Origin of the sequence: Lentzea albida, from assembly GCF_900111005.1 — a bacterium.
GTDB lineage: Bacteria > Actinomycetota > Actinomycetes > Mycobacteriales > Pseudonocardiaceae > Lentzea > Lentzea albida.
Window position 1 is genome coordinate 120406 of record NZ_FOFV01000024.1, and the last position, 20152, is coordinate 140557.

The window sequence follows — 20152 nt, forward strand, 5'->3', positions numbered from 1 at the left end:
ACGAGATCGCGCGAGCGGAAAAGCCCTCGGGTTTCTCACACGGTCCGATTCGCGGAGGTTGGTGCCGCAGTTCAGCTCGTGGCGGTGCCACGGTGAACGAGGTCGACCAGGGAGACCAGTCAGGGGCCGGTGGGGTCGGAGTGTTCGAGGAGCACCCGGTGCATGATCGCGCCGACGAGGGTGAAGATCACTTGTTGCGGGTCTGCGTCCTCGCGCCATTCGCCGCGGGCGCGGGCTCGTTCGGCGATGGCGAGCACGGGTGATGCCTGCTCAGAGATCTGCTGTGCGGCAAGGGCTGCGATGTCGCCGACGGCCTCCGCGCTGATCGCGGCGCGTGCCAGGGCGGTGCCCTCGGGGCGTGACAGGAGCGCGGCGACGGCGTGGAGGTCGCCGCGCAGGGTGCCGGTGTCGGCGAAGTCGGTGCGCAGTCCGTCCATCGCGGCGGCGACCAGAGCCTCCTTGGTGGGCCAGTGCCAGCAGACGCCGGTCTTGTTGACCTCGGCTCGCTGCGCCACCCGGTCGACGCTGAGTCGTGATCCGGGCGTCCGCGGCGATGCTGTCGCGGGCACCGGCCGCCGCGGACGTCTCCCGGTCGTCCGCCTCCATCGTGAGCCAGGTGCCCAACCCGACGCCCGCCACGACCGCGAGCGCCACTGCCGACAACAGGACCGCGGGAGTCGTCACGAAGCTGTGCGCGGGGTTCCACACGTCGACCTCGCCGAGCCAGGTGTACAGCGGCACCAGCTCGCCGGGCAGCCGCGGGTCCGGCGGCGGGAGCAGGTGCAGCGCCTTGGCCACCACCCAGCCGCCACCCGCCGGCATCGCGCCGAGAAGTGCGGCGCTGAGGAGGGCACCGGGCACCAGCAGTCCGGTCCAGAGCAGCCACAGCTTCCAGTTCCACCGGTTCACCAGCCGTCGTGGTGCCGGCCCGGACCCGGCGAGCTCCCACCATCGGAACATCGTGGTGTGGGGGTGTCGAGGAACCTGGCCAGGTGGTGCAACCAGCGTTCGGCATCGGCAGACTCGAACCACGCGGCTGATTCGGTCGCGAGGTCCGGCGACTGTTCGCGCGGTTCGTAGGCGGCTTGCACGTACGACCGCAGCAGCTCCGCCTCGACCGACTCCCGCGTGTCCAGGTTCAGCACCAGCAGCTCGGCGGGATCGCGGCGCGAGTCCTCGAACACCACCCGCGACAGGTGGAGCATCAACGGCGTGGACAGCGCCTGCGCAACCGGACTTCCGCCGTCCCGCATCGCGTCGAGCACCGAACGCCACGTCGCCGGCTCCACGCTGGACTTCACCAGGTAGTCCTCGGCGGACGTGAGCGACACCGGTTCGACCCGCACCACGTGCGTGCCGGTCGAAGAACACAGCAAGTCGCGCTCTCGTGACCGTGCCTTCGGGCAGCTCGGCGCCGCCGAAGCTGTACTCCTCGTAGTCGCGCAATCGTAGTTCGCGGTCCTCAGTGACCATCTCGGCGCACCGCTGGGAGTTGGCGCGTCCAACTTCGTCGGCGTAGTGCTGTCTGCCGTCGCACTCGATCACGCTGCGGTTCCGCCGCGGCTTCAACGGATCGACGTCTCGCTGTCGTACTCGTTGGCACGTGGTTCGGCCTGCACCGCAATGGTTCTGGACAGCATACGAGTCGGACGTTCACGAGGATGGAGCAGTGATTGCCGGTTTGTCCAGCGGTTTCTCTTCGGGGCGGCCGGTTGAAGGGGCCGACGCCGTGCTCGCCTTCGACGAGCACGGCAGCCCACACTCGGTTCCAGCGAAACCCCTAGTGCCCAGAAGCCTATTTTCGCTCCTGAGGAACAGGTCCGTCCCACTGTGGGCCCCGGCTGACGCTAGGAGAGGAATCGGCATGGCCAGGCGTGCGCTGATCACCGGAATCACCGGACAGGACGGTTCCTACCTGGCCGAGCACCTGCTCGCCCAGGGTTACCAGGTGTGGGGGCTGATGCGGGGACAGGCGAATCCACGCAAGACGAGGGTCTCCCGGCTCATGTCCGAGCTGTCCTTCGTGGACGGTGACCTGATGGACCAGGCATCGCTGGTGTCCGCTGTGGACCTGGTGCAACCTGACGAGGTCTACAACCTCGGCGCGATCTCGTTCGTGCCGATGTCGTGGCAGCAGGCCGAGCTCGTCACCGAGGTGAACGCCATGGGCGTGCTGCGCGTGCTCGAGGCGATTCGCATGGTCTCCGGCTTGTCCAGCAGCCGGCACAACGGCGAGGCTGCCAGGAACATCCGCTTCTACCAGGCGTCGTCCTCGGAGATGTTCGGCAAGGCCGCCGAAACCCCCCAACGGGAGACGACGATCTTCCACCCACGCAGTCCGTACGGTGTGGCGAAGGCCTACGGGCACTTCATCACCCGCAACTACCGCGAGTCGTTCGGCATGTACGCGGTCGGCGGCATCCTGTTCAACCACGAGTCGCCGCGCCGCGGTGCGGAGTTCGTGACCCGCAAGATCTCGCTCGGCGTCGCGAAGATCAAGCTGGGCCTGCAGGAGACGCTCGCGCTGGGCAACCTGGACGCGCTGCGCGACTGGGGTTTTGCCGGGGATTACGTTCGTGCGATGCACCTGATGTTGCAGCAGGACGAACCCGCCGACTACGTCGTCGGCACCGGCGAGATGCACTCGGTGCGCGACGCGGCGCGCCTGGCGTTCGAACACGTCGGGCTGAATTGGGAGGACCACGTCCACATCGATCCGGCGCTGGTTCGGCCCGCCGAAGTGGAGGTCCTCTGCGCCGACACCGCGCGTGTGCGCCACGAACTCGGCTGGGCGCCCGAGGTCGACTTCTCCTCACTCATGAAGATGATGGTGGACGCCGATCTGAAGCACGTCGCCGCAGAGCGGGAGTACGGCGGTCTGCTGGCCGCCGGCAGTTGGTGAAGCATCCTCCCCGAGATCCACAGCCGCTGCACCGCGCGGCTGTGGATCTTTTGCGCTTGCGCGGGGTGCGCCGGCCGAATGCGTCGCAGGGCGCGTTCGAGCAGCGTCGCCGACGACGGACAGGAAGAGGGCACCGCCTGACCGGCGCGACGGAAGCGCGCGATCAGGAGGCTGGACCGTGAGCGGTTGTCTCACTTCGTGCAGAGGCTTGCGTAGAAGCCCTGAGCGGCAAGAAGTTCCTCGTGCGTACCGCGCTCCACCACCTCGCCCTCGTCCATCACGACGATCAGGTCGGCGTCGCGGATCGTCGACAGCCTGTGGGCGATCACGAAGCTGGTCCGCCCGGCTCGCAGGGACGCCATCGCTCGTTGAACCAGCACCTCGGTGCGGGTGTCGATCGACGAGGTCGCCTCGTCCAGCAGCAGGACCGCGGGCTGCGCGAGAAATGCCCGCGCCAGTGCGATCAGCTGCCTCTCGCCCGCGGACAGGCCGCCGTGCTCCTCGTCCAGCACCGTGTCGTAACCGTCCGGCAACGACCGCACGAAACGGTCGACGCACATCGCCCTCGCCGCGTCCCTGACCTCGTCCCACGTCGCATCCGGTCGTCCGTACGCGATGTTCTCGGCGATCGTGCCCTCGAACAGCCACGTGTCCTGCGGGACCAGACCGATGGCGGACCTCAGTTCCTCCCGGTGAAGCCGGGCGATGTCCCTGCCGTCCACCAGGATCCGTCCGCTGTCGAGCTCGTGGAACCGCAGCAGCAGATTGCCCAGAGTCGTCTTGCCCGCACCTGTCGGCCCGACGATCGCGACGAGCTGGCCGGGTGTCACGGTCAGGCACAGGTCCTCGATGAGCGGCTTCTCAGGCGTGTAGCGGAAGGAGACGTGCGAGAACTCGACGTGGCCCCACACCGGTGGGACGACCTCGGGCGTGGCAGGTGACGGCGGCTCCTCCGGCTCGTCCAGCAGCTCGAACACCCGCCGGGCGGAGGCGATGCCGGACTGCACCTGGCCGGAGAAGGCGGCGACATCGATGATCGGTCTGGAGAACATTCCGGCGTACTGGATGAAAGCCTGCACCTCGCCGATCGACACGGTCCCGGTCGCGACCCGCAGCGCACCGGCCACCGCCACGAGTACGTAGTTGAGGTCGGTGATGAACCTGATCCCGGGCTCGATCAGGCCTGAGATCGCCTGCGCTCCGAACGACGACCGGTACGTGTTCTCGTTGTGCCCCGCGAACTCGCGGGCCGCCTGCTCCTGACGGCCGAAAGCGGTGACCAGCGAGTGGCCGCTGTACATCTCCTCGACGTGCGCGCTGAGCGCGCCGGTCGACCGCCACTGCTCGCCGAACTTCGGCATGGCGCGCTTGGAGAGCCAGGCGGCCAGCAGCAGCGCGAGCGGCACGCAGACGAGCACGAGCACGGCCAGTTCGGCCGAGATCACCAGCATGATCGCCAGAACACCGAACACCGAGATCACCGAGGTGAGCATCTGGCCGATCGACAACTGCATGGTGCGCTGCAGGTTGTCGACGTCGTTGGAGACCCGCGACAGCACCTCGCCACGCGGGTTCCGGTCGAAGTAGGACACCGGCAGCCGTGTCAGTTTGGCGTCGATCCGCTCGCGCAACGTGAACGCGGCGTCCTGGACGATCCTCGTGTCGATCCGGCCCTGGAAGAACATCGACAGGGCACCGATGAGGTACACGCCCACGACGATCAGCAGGAGCCGGCCGAGCGCGGAGAAGTCCACGCCCTGGCCCGGCACGAAGTCGACCGTGCTGATGACGTTGGCGAGCGTGTCCTCTCCTCGTTCTCGCAGCTGTGCAACGGCTTGTTCGTCGCTAATGCCACCGGGCAGGGTGCGGCTGACGAGGCCGGCGACGACTAGGTCGGTGGCACGGCCGAGCAGGACCGGGCCGAGCAGGCTGAGCCCGATCGTCACGACGGCGAGCAGTCCGACCACGACCAGTCGACCCTTGAAGGGCAGCAACAAGCCGAACATCCTCCTGGCGGTGCCGGATTGTCCCGGTCCTCCGTTCTCCGTCGTGGGATCGGTGAGCGGTGTCATCGGACAGTCCCTCCTGCGGGCTGGGAGAAGGCGATCTCCCGGTAGGTCCGGTTGGTGCCGATCAGTTCGGCGTGCGTGCCGGAGCCGGCGATCCTGCCGTCCTCCAGCACAACGATGCGCGACGCCGTTTCGACGGTCCGGATCCGCTGGCTGACCAGCAGGATCGTGGCATCGGCGAGCTCGCGTTCGAGTGCCGCGAGCAACCGTGCCCCGGTACGGGGGTCGAGCGCGGAGAAGCAGTCGTCGAGCAGGTAGATCTCGGGTCGCCGCACCAGCGTTCGCGCGATCGCGAGACGTTGCCGCTGTCCGCCGGAGAGCGTCGAACCGGCCTGCGTTGTCGGCGCGTTCAGCCCGAGCGGCCGGACGAACTCCGCGGCCTGCGCGATCTCGAGGGCGTGCCACAGCTCGTCGTCGGTGGCGTCCTCCCTGCCGTAGCGCAGGTTCGATGCGATCGTGCCGCTGAACAGATGTGCTCTCTGCGGCACGTGGCCGACAATGGTGTGCAGTGCCGACGCGGGGAGGTCGCGTACGTCCACTCCGTTGACCAGGACGCGGCCACCGGTGACGTCGTAGAGCCGCAGCGCGAGGGCGAGCAGTGTCGACTTGCCACTGCCCGTGCTGCCGAGGATCGCGACGGTCTCACCGGCGCGGGCGACGAGGTCGATGTCGCGCAGCACCGGCTTCTCCGCGCCCGGATAGCCGAACGTGGCACCGCGCAGCTCGAGGTGGCCGGTCATGGCCGTCGGCGTGATCGGCCGGACGGGCTCGGCCGTGCTGGACTCGGCCTGCAGGACCTCGTTCACCCTGGCCGCCGACACGGCGGCGCGCGGGGCCTCGGCGAAGACCAGCACCGCCATGATGATCGCGACGACGATCAGCGTGATGTAGGACAACAGCGCCACGAGCGCCCCGAGCTGCATCGTGCCGTCATCGATGCGGTGACCGGAGAACCAGATGATCCCGACCGTGAGCACGTTCATGGCGGTGATGACCATCACCGGCACTGTGGCCATGATCCGCCCGACCCGCGACGCCGTGTCGTGCAGCGCGCGGTTGGTGGCGTCGAAGCGGGCGCTCTCATGAGCGTCGCGGACGAACGCCCGGATCACCCGCACCCCGGTGATCCGCTCGCGCAGCAGGTGGTTGATGCGGTCCAGATGGTTCTGCATCGCCTCGTAGAACGGCGACAGCCGCCTGAGCGCGAGGACGAGCCCGACGACCACGACGACGACCAGCGCGAGCAGGAACAGGGCGACAGGAACGTCCTGCACCAGCGCGAGCACGACACCACCCGCGCACATGATGACGGCGGACACGGCGACGTCCGATGTGGTCATCACGACGTTCTGCACCTGCTGGACGTCGTTGACGGTCCTGGTGATCAGTGACGGCGTGCCGATCCTGTCCAGTTCGCGTGCCGACAAGGACATGACCTTGCCGAACACCCGCGCCCGCAGGTCCCGGCCCAGTCCCGCCGACATTCGGGCGCTGACCAGCACGGCGCCGCTCGAGGTGAGGATCTGGACCGCCGCGACGCCGAGCATGGTCAGGCCCGTGTTCCAGATGTAGGCGGAGTCGCCGCGGAGCACACCGTTGTCGATGATGCGTGCGTTGAGCGTCGGCAGCAGCAGCGTCGCGGCTGTCTGGACCAGCTGCAACAGCACCAGCAACACCAGCGGTCCCCGGTACGGCCGGAGGTGGTGGGTCAGGAAGCGGGTCAGCACGCGCCCAGCACACCGCAGCACCGTTACCTGCATTCACTAGACTTGTCGCCCGTCGGCGGAACTCCGGGCGTACACGACGGAGCGCACGCCGAGAACGCGGTCCGCGGCCTCCGTGAAGCACCTCGGCAGCATGTGACCACGCGGGCGAGGTGTCGTCCGGGAAAATGGTGAAGAGACCAACTGGTGTTGTGCGAACCTTCGCTCGACATTGATACGCACCCCCTCAGATCACTGCCCCTGGCCGCCGGGTGGCTCCTCTCCGCTGGATCCGCGGTCTAGTGGTGTGTCCCAGGAGGTCGGCGAGGTGATCCACGCTCAGCAGGGCGTCTCGCGGCACCGCCCCCACGCCCCCGCACAACCAGTACGAGAGCGTGGGGGCGGCACCACGACGCACTCGTCTGACCGCGAATTCCCCCGGCAACCTCCTGCGCCACACCACTGTCACCGTGCTCGCTCTGCAAGTCGGTGCCCGCACGTGCGCGTCGCAGACCTGACGTTCCTCAGCACATCTACGAATTCGTTGTGCGCATTTCTGTGGGGGGCGATCCGAACCTGGGGTCGCCTGGTGCTCGTCTCAATTCGCGAGATGTCGTCAGGGCTGGTGGGAAGCACTGTCCGAGCCAGTTGAGACGCCTTCGTGGGGCCCCACCGAAGATTTCGGAGGCCCCCCGAACCACGGGCCCGCACCTACCACAACATTAAGCGCCATGCGCCCGTTCTCGTTGACCGCGCCAGTCGCTGCTTCCTACCATTCGCCGGGTCAGGGATTCAGCGGTGGAAAGTCAGTGGATCTGGTGACCACCTCGAGTTTCTCTTCTCCTGCAGACGCGGAACGCCGATTCAGGCGAGACCAAGAGGATTCTTTCCCATGCGCACTGTTGTCGCTGGTACTCCGTCACTCCACCACGACTGCGTCGTTCCGGACGCCGATGTCTTCCGTTCACTGCTCGAACGCTCCGGTCTCTGCCTCGCGCGCCTCGACCTCCAGTTCCGCGTGGTCGAGGCCAACGACGACTTCGTCGCCCAGTTCGGCCACTCCCGCGGGTCCCTGCTCGGACGCAGCTTCTACGAGCTGCTCCACCCCGGAGTGCACGGTCCGATCCGCAAGCAGTTCGACCGCCTGGCCGACGGTCGCCGGCAGCGCTTCGTCGAGTACCTGGTGGGCATCGGTCCGCGTCAGATCGTGTTCAGCGGTGACATCACAGGTGTCGTCGTCCACGACTCGCACGGTGATCTGGTGCAGTTCGTCGTCGTCGTGAACCCGGAGAAGGGCGAGCAGCCCAACGCCGTCTCCGTCGATCGCAACCGCATCCTCACCGAACTCGACGCGCGCATCCTCGAGGGCATCGCGACGGGTGAGTCGACCGTGCGGCTGGCTTCGCGCCTCTTCCTGTCACGCCAGGGTGTCGAGTACCACGTCGGCACCATGCTCAAGAAGCTCAAGGCGCCCAACCGAGCCGCGCTGGTCTCCCGCGCCTACAGCCTGGGAGTGCTCAGCGTGGCGAGCTGGCCGCCGCGCGTCTCCCCGGACTACATCAAGTAGCAGATGCGGTCCCGCGAGGACCGGATTCCTGGCCGCTCCCGCGCACGCCCGAGCGCGGGAGTGTTCGTGCTGGTCGAAGTCTTCCCCGCGCCCCTAGGGGAATCTGCTGCGCGCGGTCCTGCACAGTAGTCAACGGTGCGACGTGGGCATGACCGTGCCAACGCGGATCCGGCGAGACAGCTGTGCCGGTCGCGTGAGCACGATGTTCCTGCGTTCGACGCGTATCCAGCCGCGTTGTGCGAAGCAGGAGAGCGTCTTGTTGACGGTGTCGCGGCGTGACCCGATGTACTGGCCGAGCTCTTCCTGCGTCAGGTCCTCGACCACCGGCTGCATGCCGTGCCGGCCGGTGCTGAACCGGTGTGACAGGTGCAGCAACGCTTTCGCAAGACGCGCAGCCGTGTCCAGCTGCGCCATGTCCGTGCGCATCTCGTGAGATCTGCTTTCCCCTCGGGCGATGCAACCGAGCAGTCGCTCGACGACATCCGGACACAGCGCCAGCCACCTCGTCAGGTCCTCGCGCGCGATCCTGCCCACCTGCACGTCGGTGATCGCGGTGGTCGTCGACACCGCAGGGGCCGAATCGAACAGCGCCGGCTCCACGAGGACGTCTCCCGCGCAGTGGAAGTCCAGGACCAGCTCATGTCCACCGGCGGAGGCGCAGCAGGTCTTGGCCTTGCCCTCGCGGATCACGAACAGCTCGTCGGTGGGGGAGCCGAGCTGCAGCATGACGTCACCGCGGCGGAACTCGACTCGTTCGAGCGAGTGCTCGAACCGGCTCCACCCCTCGTTCTCCGCACGGAGATGCGGCCGTCGCGGCTGGGCGAGCAGCTGTGTCACCACCTCGGACTCCACTTCGTCGCACGACCAGCCGGCCACCTGACCGTAAAGAAGGAGGATCTGGCGTGGTGCTGGAGAACGCTGGGGTTTTTCCCACAGCGACTACTGCTTTGCTCCGGAAGTGCCGAGGAGTGAAGGTGTTGTGCGCGTCGACGTCGATCGCCTGCTGAAGCGAGAACTGCGCGCCGTGTACCGCGCGGCCTGCGCTGACGACAACGGGTGGCGGGAGCTCGCTGAGGTGACCGCACGCGGTATCGGAGCGGGTCTGGGCGCGGTGGGCGTCTCCTTGCACGACGTCGCCGCGGCGGTGCGCTCGGCCCACGGAGTGCTGATCGAATCCATGCTGGACAACGCGAACGCACGCGCGCTGGCTCTCGTGGGCACCGTTGTGGCGACCGAGCTGCTGGAGGCCTTCTGCACCCGTGCGGAGGGGCTCGCGGACGCGCTTCTGGCCGGTCGCGTTCCCGACGGTGCTGCGGTCTCCTACACGGTCGTGTCGGTGCGCGGAGCGGCGCGGGACGAGACGGTCGACGCGTTTCGCCGTCGTGGCGCTGTGCTGGAGGCGACCTCCGGTCACCTCCTGCTGCCACTGGCGGAGTCTGCGACGTTGTCGTTGTGCGAGCACGTGCGCGGGGAGATCGGTGGTGAAGCCTGGCTGTGCATCGCGGAACGGCCCGTCGCCCTGGTCGCTTCGGCGCGCGAGGAAGTCGACGAGATCGACGCACTGGTCGAGGCGCTGGGCCGGCCACCGGGGGTCTACCGGATCGACGACGTGGCAGTCGAGAGCGCTCTCGCGGCGACACCGGAGGTTCGCGACGAGCTCGGCAAGATCATCGCACCGCTGCTGGCGAACCGTGTTCTGGTCCAGACCGTGCTCGCACTGCTCGAGGCGGACGGGAACCGGGCGGTGGCGGTCAAAAAGCTCTTCATCCACCGCAGCACCATCGACTACCGGTTGTGGCAGATCGAGCAGCTCACCGGACTGCGTCCTGGCAATCCGCGCGATCTCGCCCTGCTCGGAGCAGCGATCGCACTGAACCGGGCAAAGCCTGGGGATTGAGCGGATCCGGCTGCGGCCGGTGAATCTTAAGGGTGCCTCAAGCGACCTGTGCCCGTCCTCGGCATGTGCCTAGTGTGTCAGTGCGACACCGCAGTTCCCCGAGGAGGCGACGCGTGACCACGGTTCTCGGCAACAGGTTGCTCACCGACGTGTTGGGTGACGTGCTCGTGGCTCGTGGCCCCGCCCTCCCCGAGTACGTGCCGTCCGGCGGTCGTGCTGGCAGGACTTCGCCGTTCTCGAGCGGCGGCGGTTCCTCCGCGGACTCCGCGGCCGCGTACGCCGTGGTGGCGTACCGCGCGTCTGCCGAGGGCGCCGCCGCCGAGATCCTCGACTCCCTGCAGGGCAAAGTCGACGCGATCGTGCCGGACGGAGGCGATGGCGGTCATCTGCTGCTTCCGTGTGAGCCGGATCGCCATGCCGCGCTGGCCCGCGAGTTGTACGACGATGTCGGGGTCGACGCGTGGATGGCCGTGGTGTGGGCGCCGCGCGAGGACCTGGTGTCGGCGTGCGCGGTGGCCGAGGACGTGCTCCGGATCGCTTCATGCCGCGCTCCCGGTGTGTACGAGCTGCGTGACGTGCTGGCGGAGTTCGCCGTGTTGCGGCGACCGCACGTCGCCGAGAAGCTTGCCGGCATGTTCGAACCCGTCGCGGCGCGGCAACCTCTGCTGGACGCGGTGCGGGCGATTCTGGCCGAGGAGGGCAACCGCGCAGCCGCGTCGCGTCGGCTGGGGATCCATCGCAGCACGCTCGACCACCGCCTGCGGACGGTCGAACGGCTGATGGGCTGCCGTGCGGTGTCACCGAGCGGCTTGCTGACGTTGAGTGTCGCCTTGTCCGCGCGCTCACCATCCTGAACGTCGTTGCCCACCTCGCCAAACCCGCACAGTGAGGTTTCCGCGTGCCTGACGCAACCCGAAAGTGCCCTGAGGGTGGGAAAACTCCCAGTGCTTCACCGGACATCCCTCGCTATAGTTCCGTTGGCCGGGCGTTCGAGTTCCGGCCAACGGCGGGTGCGACTTCGTGACGGGCGGACGGGGATACCCGGATGGTCAGCCAGATCCGGCGGGGCAAGCACATCGCCGTCCTGGACAATCCCGTGAACGGGCGGACCCTTCCGACGCTGGCGGTGGTGGAGGAGTTCGTCCGCCTGGGTTTCCGCGTCACCTACGTGACCAGCGCGGAGGTGGCATCGAGGCTGGCGTTGCTCGATCCGGACCGGGATTCCTGGTGTGCCGTCGGTTTCCTGGACGACAGCGTCGAACCGGTCGCAACGGTACGCGGTTACTTCCACGAGGACCGGCCAGACCTCGTGGTCTACTGCACCAACACCTGTGCGACCGCCGAACGACTTCTGGTGAACTGGCGCGTTCCCGCCGCGCACCTGATCTCGGGGGTCCACGAGCGACAGGTCTCGGCCTTCGGCAACTCCCTGCACGCACACGTCCGCGAGTTCCTCGCCCGGCACGGCCTTCACTGGGCGCCCCACGACGACTTCGACTCGTGGGTGCTGGCCCTCGACGGGAGCGAGCCCTGAACCAGCACCGCGGAGGTGCCGCGCGCCGGACGGCGCCTGCGGTCACCGGTGCCGGCGCTCCGTCGAGGCGGTCGGCTTGCGGGCCACACCACTCGCCCAGGTGATCCGGCGGGAGCCATCTCCGACGTCACGCCCTCGATCATGGCGGTCGGCCCGTGGACGCCTCAGCTGCGGCACGGCTGTCTGGGGCTCCGCGCAAGGGGTGTGTCAGTGTCCGAATCGCAAGCTGCAGGTCGGCATTCGCTGCGGTCGATCGAGAGTCGATCGCCTGCCGTGACGAGGGTGATCGGGGTATTCGCTGAGCTGTCTCGTCGCGGCCTTCCCACCCGGCTTGCCGATCTGGCCCGATCTCTCAACCTCGCGAAGTCGACGGTGGCCAACGTGTGCGCGGCGCTGGAGGACTCCCACGTGGTCCGTCGGACAGACGGGTTGTGGGCATTGGACCACCGGGTGGTCGAGTTCGGACAGAGCTTCCTCGCCAGCACCGACATCGTCGCGGAGTTCCGGCGTACGGCGGCGACGTTGCCCACGGCGCACGCCGGGACGATGCTCCTCGCGATCCTGGACGGGACGGACGTGCCGTACCTGGCACGGCACGACGGCACCCAGCCGATCCGGCCGGCCAGCGACATCGGTCGGCGAATGCCCGCGGTCGTGACCGCGCTGGGCAAGGCGATGTTCGCGCAACTGCCCCCTGCCCAGCTGGAACAGCAGTTGGCGCAGGCCGGGTGCTCCCGGTCCTCACGTCCAGATCGCACAGGACCGTCGAGTCCTTGAAGGAGGACCTCGAGCTGACCGCGCGACGCGGATGCGCGGTGGACGACCAGCAGAACACCGAAGGGGTGTCCTGCTTCGGTGTCGCTGTGCCAGGTGATCCGTCGCGGAGCATCGCGGTGGGTGCGACACTGCTGTCGGCCGGGCTCACCGACCGGTTGTGCGAGGACATCGTGGCCGACCTGACCGAGTTGTCCCGCGCGGTGGCGAGGGTGATCAAGTCCCAGGTGCACCTGGCCGACGGGCAGGTCGCCGCCTCAGCCCGACCTCTCCTCGATCGTGCACGCTGCTCGCACCTGCGACCGTCCCGAGATCCGGAGTTCGCGGTACGCGCCTTGGTCAGGTGGATCTCAACCGTGCGCAGGGTGTCGGCTCGCCGAAGGGTGAAGTCGAGCCAGGACGGGGTTGCCGCGTCGTGGGTGCGGAGGTCGTCGACCAGCAGGCAGACCGCCCTGCTAGCGGTGATCCGCGCTATCACCCGCTGAAGTCTGCGGAACACCGGGGTACAGGTTGACGCCCGCACCGCCGATGCGCGTGCCGGTGGGCTCGAGGACTTCCGAGATGGCCCACAACGCCAATCGACCGGCGCTGGTCTTCGGCATCAGCACGAGGTCACCCGACCGGGTCGCTCGTGCGGCCACCTCGTCGATCAATGCCGTCCTGCCGCTGCCGCGACGACCGCGAACGATCACGCAGTGTCCTGCCGTGATGAACGGAGTCGGCCAACCGGGCCAGCGTGATCAGCGCGGGATCACGGCCAAGGAGACGCACGGATCCTGTCCTTCTCCTCATCGGCTCACCCTCTGTTTTGGAGAAGCCGCCCGTTCATGCGGAATTTTGACGTCCTGTAGTCATGTGGAGTCGTTCTGTCGCTCCTGCTGGTGACTTGATGAGCCGTACGACGTGCATGTGCGCAATTTGCGGTTCTGCGTTCCATATTTCGTACGCACGTCGTCCGTGTGGGCACTCCGCGCTTCGGCGGCCGGAGCCATCACCTGGTGCCGCCCGGTCCTGGTTCGGACGGGCGCCGGAACTCTAGTCATTTCGCGGTTCGGCACCCGCTTGACTCGATCTCGGGCCCAGGTGCGTGCACCGGACGAGATCGGCGGCGGTGGACGATCCGGGTGCCGGCGGCCTGTCCGTGATGACGAGAGGAACCCCATGAGCAAGCGGGCGCTGATCACCGGTATCACCGGGCAGGACGGTTCGTACCTGGCCGAACACCTGCTGGAACAGGGTTATCAGGTATGGGGTCTCGTTCGCGGTCAGGCGAATCCCCGCAAGTCCCGGATCGGCAGGCTCATCTCCGACATCAGCCTCGTCGACGGGGATCTGCTGGACCAGGCGAGCCTGGTCTCCGCCGTGGACCTCAGCCGCCCGGACGAGGTCTACAACCTCGGTGCGATCTCCTTCGTGCCGATGTCCTGGCAACAGTCCGAACTGGTCACCGAGGTCAACGGCCTGGGCGTTCTCCGCATGCTCGAAGCGATCCGGATGGTCAGCGGCCTCGACCGGTCGCGACCGGTCGAGGGCAGCGGAATCCGTTTCTACCAGGCTTCTTCGTCGGAGATGTTCGGCATGGTGGCGGAGACCCCGCAGACCGAGCGGACCGTCTTCCACCCCCGGAGCCCGTACGGCGTGGCCAAGACGTACGGCCACTTCATCACCCGCAACTACCGCGAGTCGTTCGGCATGTTCGCCGTGTCCGGGATGCTCTTCAACCACGAGTCTCCGCGCCGGGGCACGGAGTTCGTCACCCGCAAGATCTCGCTCGCCGTCGCGCGGATCAAGCTGGGCCTCCAGGAGAGGTTGTTCCTGGGGAACCTGGACGCGGTGCGCGACTGGGGATACGCGGGTGACTACGTGCGGGCGATGCACCTCATGCTGCAGCAGGAGGAGCCCGTCGACTACGTCATCGGAACGGGCGTCATGCATTCGGTCAGGGACGCCGTGCGCATCGCCTTCGACCACGTCGGTCTCCACTGGCAGGACCACGTCGTGATCGACCCGTCGTTGGTGCGGCCGGCGGAAGTGGAGACCCTGTGCGCGGATCCGGGCAGAGCGCTGGCCGACCTGGGCTGGAAACCCACCGTCGAGTTCGCTGACCTGATGCGCATGATGGTCGACGCCGATCTCCGGCAGGTCGCCCTGGAAGAACGGTTCGCGGACATGGCACTCGGCGCGAGCTGGTAGCGGCAAACACTAGGGAGATCAGCACGCGAGAGCTGTGATCCTCCCGGAAACACGTCATTCGTCTGGTTCCTGGTGTCCGGCTGACACTTCAGTCGCCGAGATGGGTTGAGTGGGATGGACCACGAGCAGAGGCTTCGGGACTACCTCAAGCGCGCGACCGCCGATCTGCGGACCACGCGCCAGCGACTGCACGAGCTGGAGACAGCGAGCACGGAGCCGATCGCGGTGATCGGCATGAGTTGCCGCTATCCCGGAGGAGTGACGAGCCCCGAGGACCTGTGGACGATGGTCGTCAACGGTGAGCACGGGATCTCCGCCTTTCCCACCGGACGCGGGTGGGATGTGGAGGCGCTGGGCGGCTCCGACACCGCGTCCGGCGGATTCCTGCACGAGGCCACCGATTTCGATGCTGACTTCTTCGGCATCTCACCGCGCGAGGCCCTGGCGATGGATCCACAGCAGCGGGTCGTGCTGGAGGCCGCCTGGGAGGCGTTCGAACGCGCGGGTGTCGACCCCGCGTCCATCAAGGGCAGCCCCACAGGCGTGTTCATGGGCGCGATGGCCCAGGACTACCGGGTCGGCCCGGACGACAACGTCGAGGGCTTCGGTCTGACCGGCACCACCAACAGTGTCCTCTCCGGACGGATCTCCTACTCCTTCGGTCTGGTCGGCCCGGCGGTCACGATCGACACGGCCTGCTCGTCCTCCCTGGTCGCCCTGCACCTGGCCGCCCAGTCGCTGCGGTCGGGAGAGTGCTCCCTCGCGCTGGCCGGGGGCGTGACCGTGATGTCGAGCCCGGCCACGTTCGCCGAGTTCAGCAAGCAGGGTGGCCTTGCGGTGGACGGGTTCTGCCGCTCGTTCGCCGACTCCGCGACCGGCACCGGCTGGGCCGAGGGCGTCGGCGTGCTCGTCCTCGAACGGTTGTCCGACGCGCAGCGCAACGGTCACCAGGTGCTGGCCGTTATCAGGGGATCGGCCGTCAACCAGGACGGGGCGTCGAACGGCCTCACCGCTCCCAACGGTCCCTCCCAGCAGAGGGTCATCGAACAGGCGCTGATCAACTCCAGGCTCTCGGCCGACCAGGTGGACGTGGTCGAGGCGCACGGCACCGCGACGACGCTCGGTGATCCGGTGGAGGCCCAGGCCCTGCTGGCGACCTACGGGCAGGCGCACCCGGCGGACCGGCCGCTGCTGCTCGGATCGGTGAAGTCCAACATCAGCCACACGCAGGCGGCAGCCGGTGTGGCGGGCGTCATCAAGATGATCATGTCCATGCGGCACGGCGTCGTGCCCAGGACCCTGCACGTCGACGAACCGACATCCAAAGTGGACTGGACGTCGGGTGCCGTCCGCCTGGTGACCGAGAACGTCACCTGGCCGGAGACCGGAGAACCGCGCCGTGCCGCGGTGTCCTCGTTCGGCATCAGCGGCACCAACGCCCACGCCGTCATCGAGCAGGCCCCGGAACTGCCCGTCGAGCAGCGTCCCGCGCGCGGGTCCGCTGCGGTGCCCGTGGTCGTCGCGGGCAGGACGCGTGCGGCACTGCGGGCGCAGGCCGAGCTGCTGTCCGATGTGGACGGAGAACTGGTCGACGTCGCCTATTCGCTGGCGTGTTCGCGCTCGGCCATGGAGTACCGCGCGGCCGTGGTCGCGACGGATCTGGAGCAGCTCCGGACCGGCCTGGCCGCGCTGGCCGCGGGCGAACCCGCCGCCGGACTGGTCGGGGGTGTCGCACTCGGCCGTCCGAAGCTCGCGCTGCTGTTCACCGGGCAGGGTTCCCAACGCCTGGGGATGGGACGCGAGCTCTGCGGGCGCTTCCCCGTGTTCGCACAGGCCCTCGACGAGGTGCTCGCCGAAGTGGACGCGCACCTCGACCGGCCGTTGCGGGAGGTCATGTGGGGCGATGACGCCGAGACGCTCAACGACACGAGCTACGCCCAGCCCGCGTTGTTCGCCATCGAGGTCGCGCTGTACAGGCTGGCCGAGTCGTGGGGTGTGCGGCCGGACTTCCTCGCCGGGCACTCGATCGGTGAGATCGCCGCCGCGCACGTCGCCGGGGTGTTCTCCCTCGCGGACGCGGCCGTCCTGGTGACCGCGAGGGGGCGGTTGATGCGCGCGTTGCCCTCCGGCGGCGCGATGGTCGCGATCCAGGCGACGGAGGCCGAGGTCCGCCCACTGCTGCCGGGCCCGGTGTCGATCGCGGCGATCAACGGCCCGGCGGCGCTCGTCGTCGCGGGTGACGAGGACGCCGTCACGGAGGTGGCCGCCCGATTCGAGGACCAGGGACGCAAGACCAGCCGCCTGAGCGTGTCGCACGCGTTCCACTCGCCCCTGATGGAGCCGATGCTCGCCGAGTTCCGCGAGGTGGTCGCGAGCCTGTCCCCGCAGGTGCCGCTGGTGCCGTTGGTGTCGACCGTCACCGGGGACCAGGTGGCCGCCGATCTGCTGGTGTCGCCCGATTACTGGGTGGACCACGTGCGGCGGACGGTGCGCTTCTCCGACAGCGTCGAATGGCTGCGGCAGCACGGCGTCACGACATTTCTGGAGATCGGGCCGGACGGTGTCCTCTCTGCTCTCACGCAGGACTGCGCCGACGACGTGACGGCCATTCCTCTGCTGCGCAGGGGGAAGACCGAGCCTGACGGTGTCGCCGCCGCGCTGGCGTCCCTGCACGTGCACGGGGTCTCCCTGAGGTGGGCGGACTACTTCGCGCCCGCCGAGCCGCGACTGGTCGACCTGCCGACGTACGCCTTCCAGCGCAAGCGCTTCTGGCCGAAGAACGCCTTCGCCGATCTCGGTGACCTGCGCACCGCCGGACTCGGCGCCGCCGGTCACCCCCTCCTCGCCGCCGCGATCTCCCTCGCCGGCTCCGACGGCGTGCTCCTGACCGGCAGGCTCTCCGTCGAGTCCCACCCGTGGCTCGCCGACCACGTGGTGCGCGGGAGCCTGCTCGTGCCGGGGACGGCACTGCTCGAGCTCGCGCTCCGGGCGGGGGACGAGGTCGGCTGCGACCTGGTCGAGGAGCTGACGCTGGCTCTGCCGCTCGTGTTGTCCGAGCAGGGCGGCGTGCAGGTGCAGCTGTGGGTGGGCAGTGCGGACGAGACCGGTCGCCGTCCCCTGACGATCAATTCGCGCCCGGACGGCGCGGACGACGAGCCCTGGACCCAGCTGGCGAGCGGCGTGCTGACGACGGGGGCCCGTCCCGCGGAGTTCGACGCGCGGGAGTGGCCGCCCGCCGGGGCCGACCCGGTCGCACTGGACGGCCTGTACGACGAACTGGCCGAAGCGGGCTTCGGCTACGGCCCCGTGTTCCAGGGCCTGCGCGCGGTGTGGCGGCGTGCGGGTGACGTGTACGCGGAAGTGGTCCTTCCCGATCAGGCCGAGGACGGCACGTCGTTCGGGATCCACCCGGCGCTGCTCGACGCGGCCTTGCACGCGGTCGCCTTCACCGGCATGACCACCCCCGGTGCCCTGCCGTTCTCCTGGGAGGGCGTGTCACTGCACGCCTCGGGCGCGACGGCGATCCGGGTGCGCTTGACCAGTGCGGGGGAGAACGCGGTCGCGATCGCCGCCGCCGACGAGTCCGGTGCGGCGGTGGCGTCGATCGACACCCTCGTCCTGCGGGCGGGTGCCGGCACCCTCACGGCCACCGACGGTGGTTATCGGATCGAGTCCGTTGCCCTGCCCAGCGGGCCCGGGGTGGCCGCGGTCGCCGTCATCGGCGCGGACACCTTCGGCCTCGACGCCGAACGGCTCGACGGCCTCACCGGGAGGTCCGGGGGAACCGTCCTCGTCGCGGTGGAGGGCGCCTCGGACGACGTGGTCGGGTCGACGCACCGCTGCACGTCCTCCGCCCTCGCCCTGGTCCAGGAGTGGCTGGGTGAGGAGCGTGACGCCGGTTCGCGCCTGGTGTTCGTGACTCGCGGTGGACTGGCTGCGGCCGCCGTGCGCGGTCTGCTGCGGTCGGCTGTGTCCGAGCATCCCGGCCGGTTCGGGGTGGTGGACCTGCCGCCCGGTGACGTCGATCCCGCCCTGCTGTCGGCCGCCTTGGGCGCGGAGGAAGCCGAGGTGGCCGTGCGGGACGGGCGGCTGTTCGCGCCCCGGCTGGCCCGCCTGGCGCCGGTATCGGCCACCGAGGACTCCGGCTGGGATCCGGAGGGGACTGTGCTGGTCACCGGTGGTGTGGGTGGTCTGGGTGCTGTGGTGGCTCGGCATGTGGTGGCTGAGTGTGGCGTGCGGCATCTGGTGTTGGTGGGTCGGCGTGGGATGGAGACGCCGGGTGCTGGTGCGTTGGTGGAGGAGTTGTCGGGGCTGGGTGCCTCGGTGCGGGTGGTGGCGTGTGATGTGTCGGATCGTGAGGCTCTGGCTGCTGTGCTGGCGGAGGTGCCTGATGCGCATCCGTTGACAGCGGTGGTGCACGCGGCGGCCGTGCTGGATGACGGTGTGGTGGAGTCGTTGACGCCGGAGCGGGTGTCGGCGGTGTTGCGGGCGAAGGCCGATGCGGCGTGGCACCTGCACGAGCTGACGGCCGGCCTCGATCTTCGTGGTTTCGTGCTGTTCTCGTCGTTCGCCGGTGTCGTGGGCGCCGCGGGCCAGGCCGGCTACGCGGCGGCGAACGTGTTCGTGGACGAGCTGGCTCGGTATCGGCGTGGTCTCGGTCTGCCGGCGGTGTCCCTGGCCTGGGGGCCGTGGGAGACGGGCATGACCGCCGGCGCGGACCTCGAACGGATGTCCAGGTCGGGGGTGCCGGCGCTGTCGGTGGAGCAGGGGCTGGCGATGTTCGACGCCGCCCTGGCCGCCGGTGAGCCGGTGGTGGTGCCGGTCCGGCTGGACGTTCCCGCGCTGCGCGCTGGTGGCGACGTCGCCGCCGTGCTGCGCGGGCTGGTCCGCGTCCCGGGGCGCCGGACGGTGGCCGGGACCGGTGAGCTGGCGCGGCGGTTGTCCGGGCTGGACCACGACGAGCGCCGGAGCGTGGCCGTGGAGCTCGTGCGCGCCCAGGTGGCCGCCGTGCTCGGGTACGCGGACGTGGGCGAGGTGGATGCCGCCCGTGCGTTCAAAGACCTCGGGTTCGACTCGTTGACGGCGGTCGAGCTGCGCAACCGGCTGGCCGCGGTGGCGGGCGTCCGGTTGCCCGCGACGCTGGTGTTCGACTACCCGTCCGTCGACGCGCTCGCCGCGTTCCTCGTGGACGAGGTGCTCGGCTCGGTCGCCCGGATGGCGAGTGCGCGGGCGGTGCCGGTCGTGTCCGGCGATCCGATCGTGATCGTGGGGATGGCGTGCCGGTATCCGGGTGGGGTGGCCTCGCCGGAGGACCTGTGGCGGTTGGTGGTGGACGGTCGTGATGCGGTGACCGGTTTTCCGGTGAACCGCGGCTGGGATCTGGAGGGGTTGTACGACCCGGATCCCGATCACGCCGGTACGTCGTACACCCGCTCGGGTGGGTTCCTGCACGATGCGGGTGAGTTCGATCCCGGGTTCTTCGGGATGTCTCCTCGGGAGGCGTTGGCGACGGA

The 20152-nt window shown here is 68.8% G+C and carries 14 protein-coding genes and 2 pseudogenes; 10 read left to right on the forward strand and 6 right to left on the reverse strand.

Annotated elements, in window-relative coordinates; translation table 11 throughout:
• Window positions 1-119: 119 nt before the first annotated feature.
• Window positions 120-569, reverse strand: coding sequence for a TetR/AcrR family transcriptional regulator (locus BMY74_RS39515; RefSeq protein ID WP_089926020.1), 450 nt, complete (start codon window positions 567-569; stop codon window positions 120-122).
• Between the two features lie 336 nt (window positions 570-905).
• Window positions 906-1376, reverse strand: a complete 471-nt coding sequence (locus tag BMY74_RS39520) for a hypothetical protein (RefSeq protein WP_143091897.1) — start codon at window positions 1374-1376, stop codon at window positions 906-908.
• A 488-nt stretch (window positions 1377-1864) separates the two neighbouring features.
• On the opposite strand from BMY74_RS39520, the gene BMY74_RS39525 reads away from it, so the two are divergent.
• Complete coding sequence (locus BMY74_RS39525) at window positions 1865-2902, forward strand: GDP-mannose 4,6-dehydratase (RefSeq protein WP_089926026.1); 1038 nt, start codon at window positions 1865-1867, stop codon at window positions 2900-2902.
• A 191-nt stretch (window positions 2903-3093) separates the two neighbouring features.
• On the opposite strand, the gene BMY74_RS39530 is transcribed toward BMY74_RS39525, so the two are convergent.
• Window positions 3094-4974 (reverse strand): ABC transporter ATP-binding protein, encoded by a 1881-nt coding sequence (locus BMY74_RS39530; protein WP_089926028.1) that lies wholly within the window; start codon window positions 4972-4974, stop codon window positions 3094-3096.
• Entirely contained in the window at window positions 4971-6698 is a 1728-nt protein-coding gene (locus BMY74_RS39535; protein ID WP_177230155.1) for an ABC transporter ATP-binding protein, read from the reverse strand. The genes BMY74_RS39530 and BMY74_RS39535 overlap by 4 nt, the downstream gene beginning before the upstream one ends.
• An 868-nt stretch (window positions 6699-7566) precedes the next feature.
• On the opposite strand from BMY74_RS39535, the gene BMY74_RS39540 reads away from it, so the two are divergent.
• Complete coding sequence (locus tag BMY74_RS39540) at window positions 7567-8241, forward strand: helix-turn-helix transcriptional regulator (RefSeq protein WP_089926034.1); 675 nt, start codon at window positions 7567-7569, stop codon at window positions 8239-8241.
• A 129-nt stretch (window positions 8242-8370) separates the two neighbouring features.
• Here BMY74_RS39540 and BMY74_RS39545 read toward each other — a convergent pair whose 3' ends face one another.
• Window positions 8371-9081 (reverse strand): Crp/Fnr family transcriptional regulator, encoded by a 711-nt coding sequence (locus BMY74_RS39545; RefSeq protein ID WP_143091898.1) that lies wholly within the window; start codon window positions 9079-9081, stop codon window positions 8371-8373.
• 139 nt (window positions 9082-9220) lie between these two features.
• Between BMY74_RS39545 and BMY74_RS39550 the strand changes: the two genes are divergently transcribed.
• From BMY74_RS39550 to BMY74_RS39570, 6 genes and pseudogenes are all read left to right on the forward strand, one after another.
• Window positions 9221-10138 (forward strand): PucR family transcriptional regulator, encoded by a 918-nt coding sequence (locus tag BMY74_RS39550; protein WP_089926040.1) that lies wholly within the window; start codon window positions 9221-9223, stop codon window positions 10136-10138.
• Between the two features lie 113 nt (window positions 10139-10251).
• Window positions 10252-10992, forward strand: a complete 741-nt coding sequence (locus BMY74_RS39555) for a helix-turn-helix domain-containing protein (protein WP_089926042.1) — start codon at window positions 10252-10254, stop codon at window positions 10990-10992.
• Window positions 10993-11183: 191 nt separating this feature from the next.
• Window positions 11184-11672 (forward strand): glycosyltransferase, encoded by a 489-nt coding sequence (locus tag BMY74_RS39560; protein WP_089926045.1) that lies wholly within the window; start codon window positions 11184-11186, stop codon window positions 11670-11672.
• A 141-nt stretch (window positions 11673-11813) separates the two neighbouring features.
• Window positions 11814-12080 (forward strand): annotated as a pseudogene (locus BMY74_RS47065) (helix-turn-helix domain-containing protein); the annotation flags it as partial.
• The gene (locus BMY74_RS39565; RefSeq protein ID WP_245786637.1) at window positions 12081-12449 is read left to right on the forward strand and encodes an IclR family transcriptional regulator domain-containing protein; all 369 of its coding nucleotides are present in this window, start codon (window positions 12081-12083) and stop codon (window positions 12447-12449) included. It abuts the pseudogene before it with no gap.
• Window positions 12446-12931, forward strand: a complete 486-nt coding sequence (locus tag BMY74_RS39570; RefSeq protein ID WP_177230157.1) for an IclR family transcriptional regulator — start codon at window positions 12446-12448, stop codon at window positions 12929-12931. Before BMY74_RS39565 ends, BMY74_RS39570 begins: the two co-directional genes overlap by 4 nt.
• On the opposite strand, the gene BMY74_RS44525 is transcribed toward BMY74_RS39570, so the two are convergent.
• Window positions 12902-13138: a hypothetical protein gene (locus tag BMY74_RS44525; RefSeq protein WP_143091901.1), complete on the reverse strand. Its 237-nt coding sequence runs from the start codon at window positions 13136-13138 to the stop codon at window positions 12902-12904. The genes BMY74_RS39570 and BMY74_RS44525 overlap by 30 nt on opposite strands.
• A 469-nt stretch (window positions 13139-13607) precedes the next feature.
• Between BMY74_RS44525 and BMY74_RS39575 the strand changes: the two genes are divergently transcribed.
• Together BMY74_RS39575 and BMY74_RS39580 are read left to right on the forward strand one after the other, a co-directional pair.
• On the forward strand, window positions 13608-14639 hold the full coding sequence (locus tag BMY74_RS39575) for a GDP-mannose 4,6-dehydratase (RefSeq protein ID WP_089926062.1): 1032 nt from the start codon (window positions 13608-13610) through the stop codon (window positions 14637-14639).
• Window positions 14640-14753: 114 nt separating this feature from the next.
• Window positions 14754-20152 (forward strand): annotated as a pseudogene (locus BMY74_RS39580) (SDR family NAD(P)-dependent oxidoreductase); the annotation flags it as partial.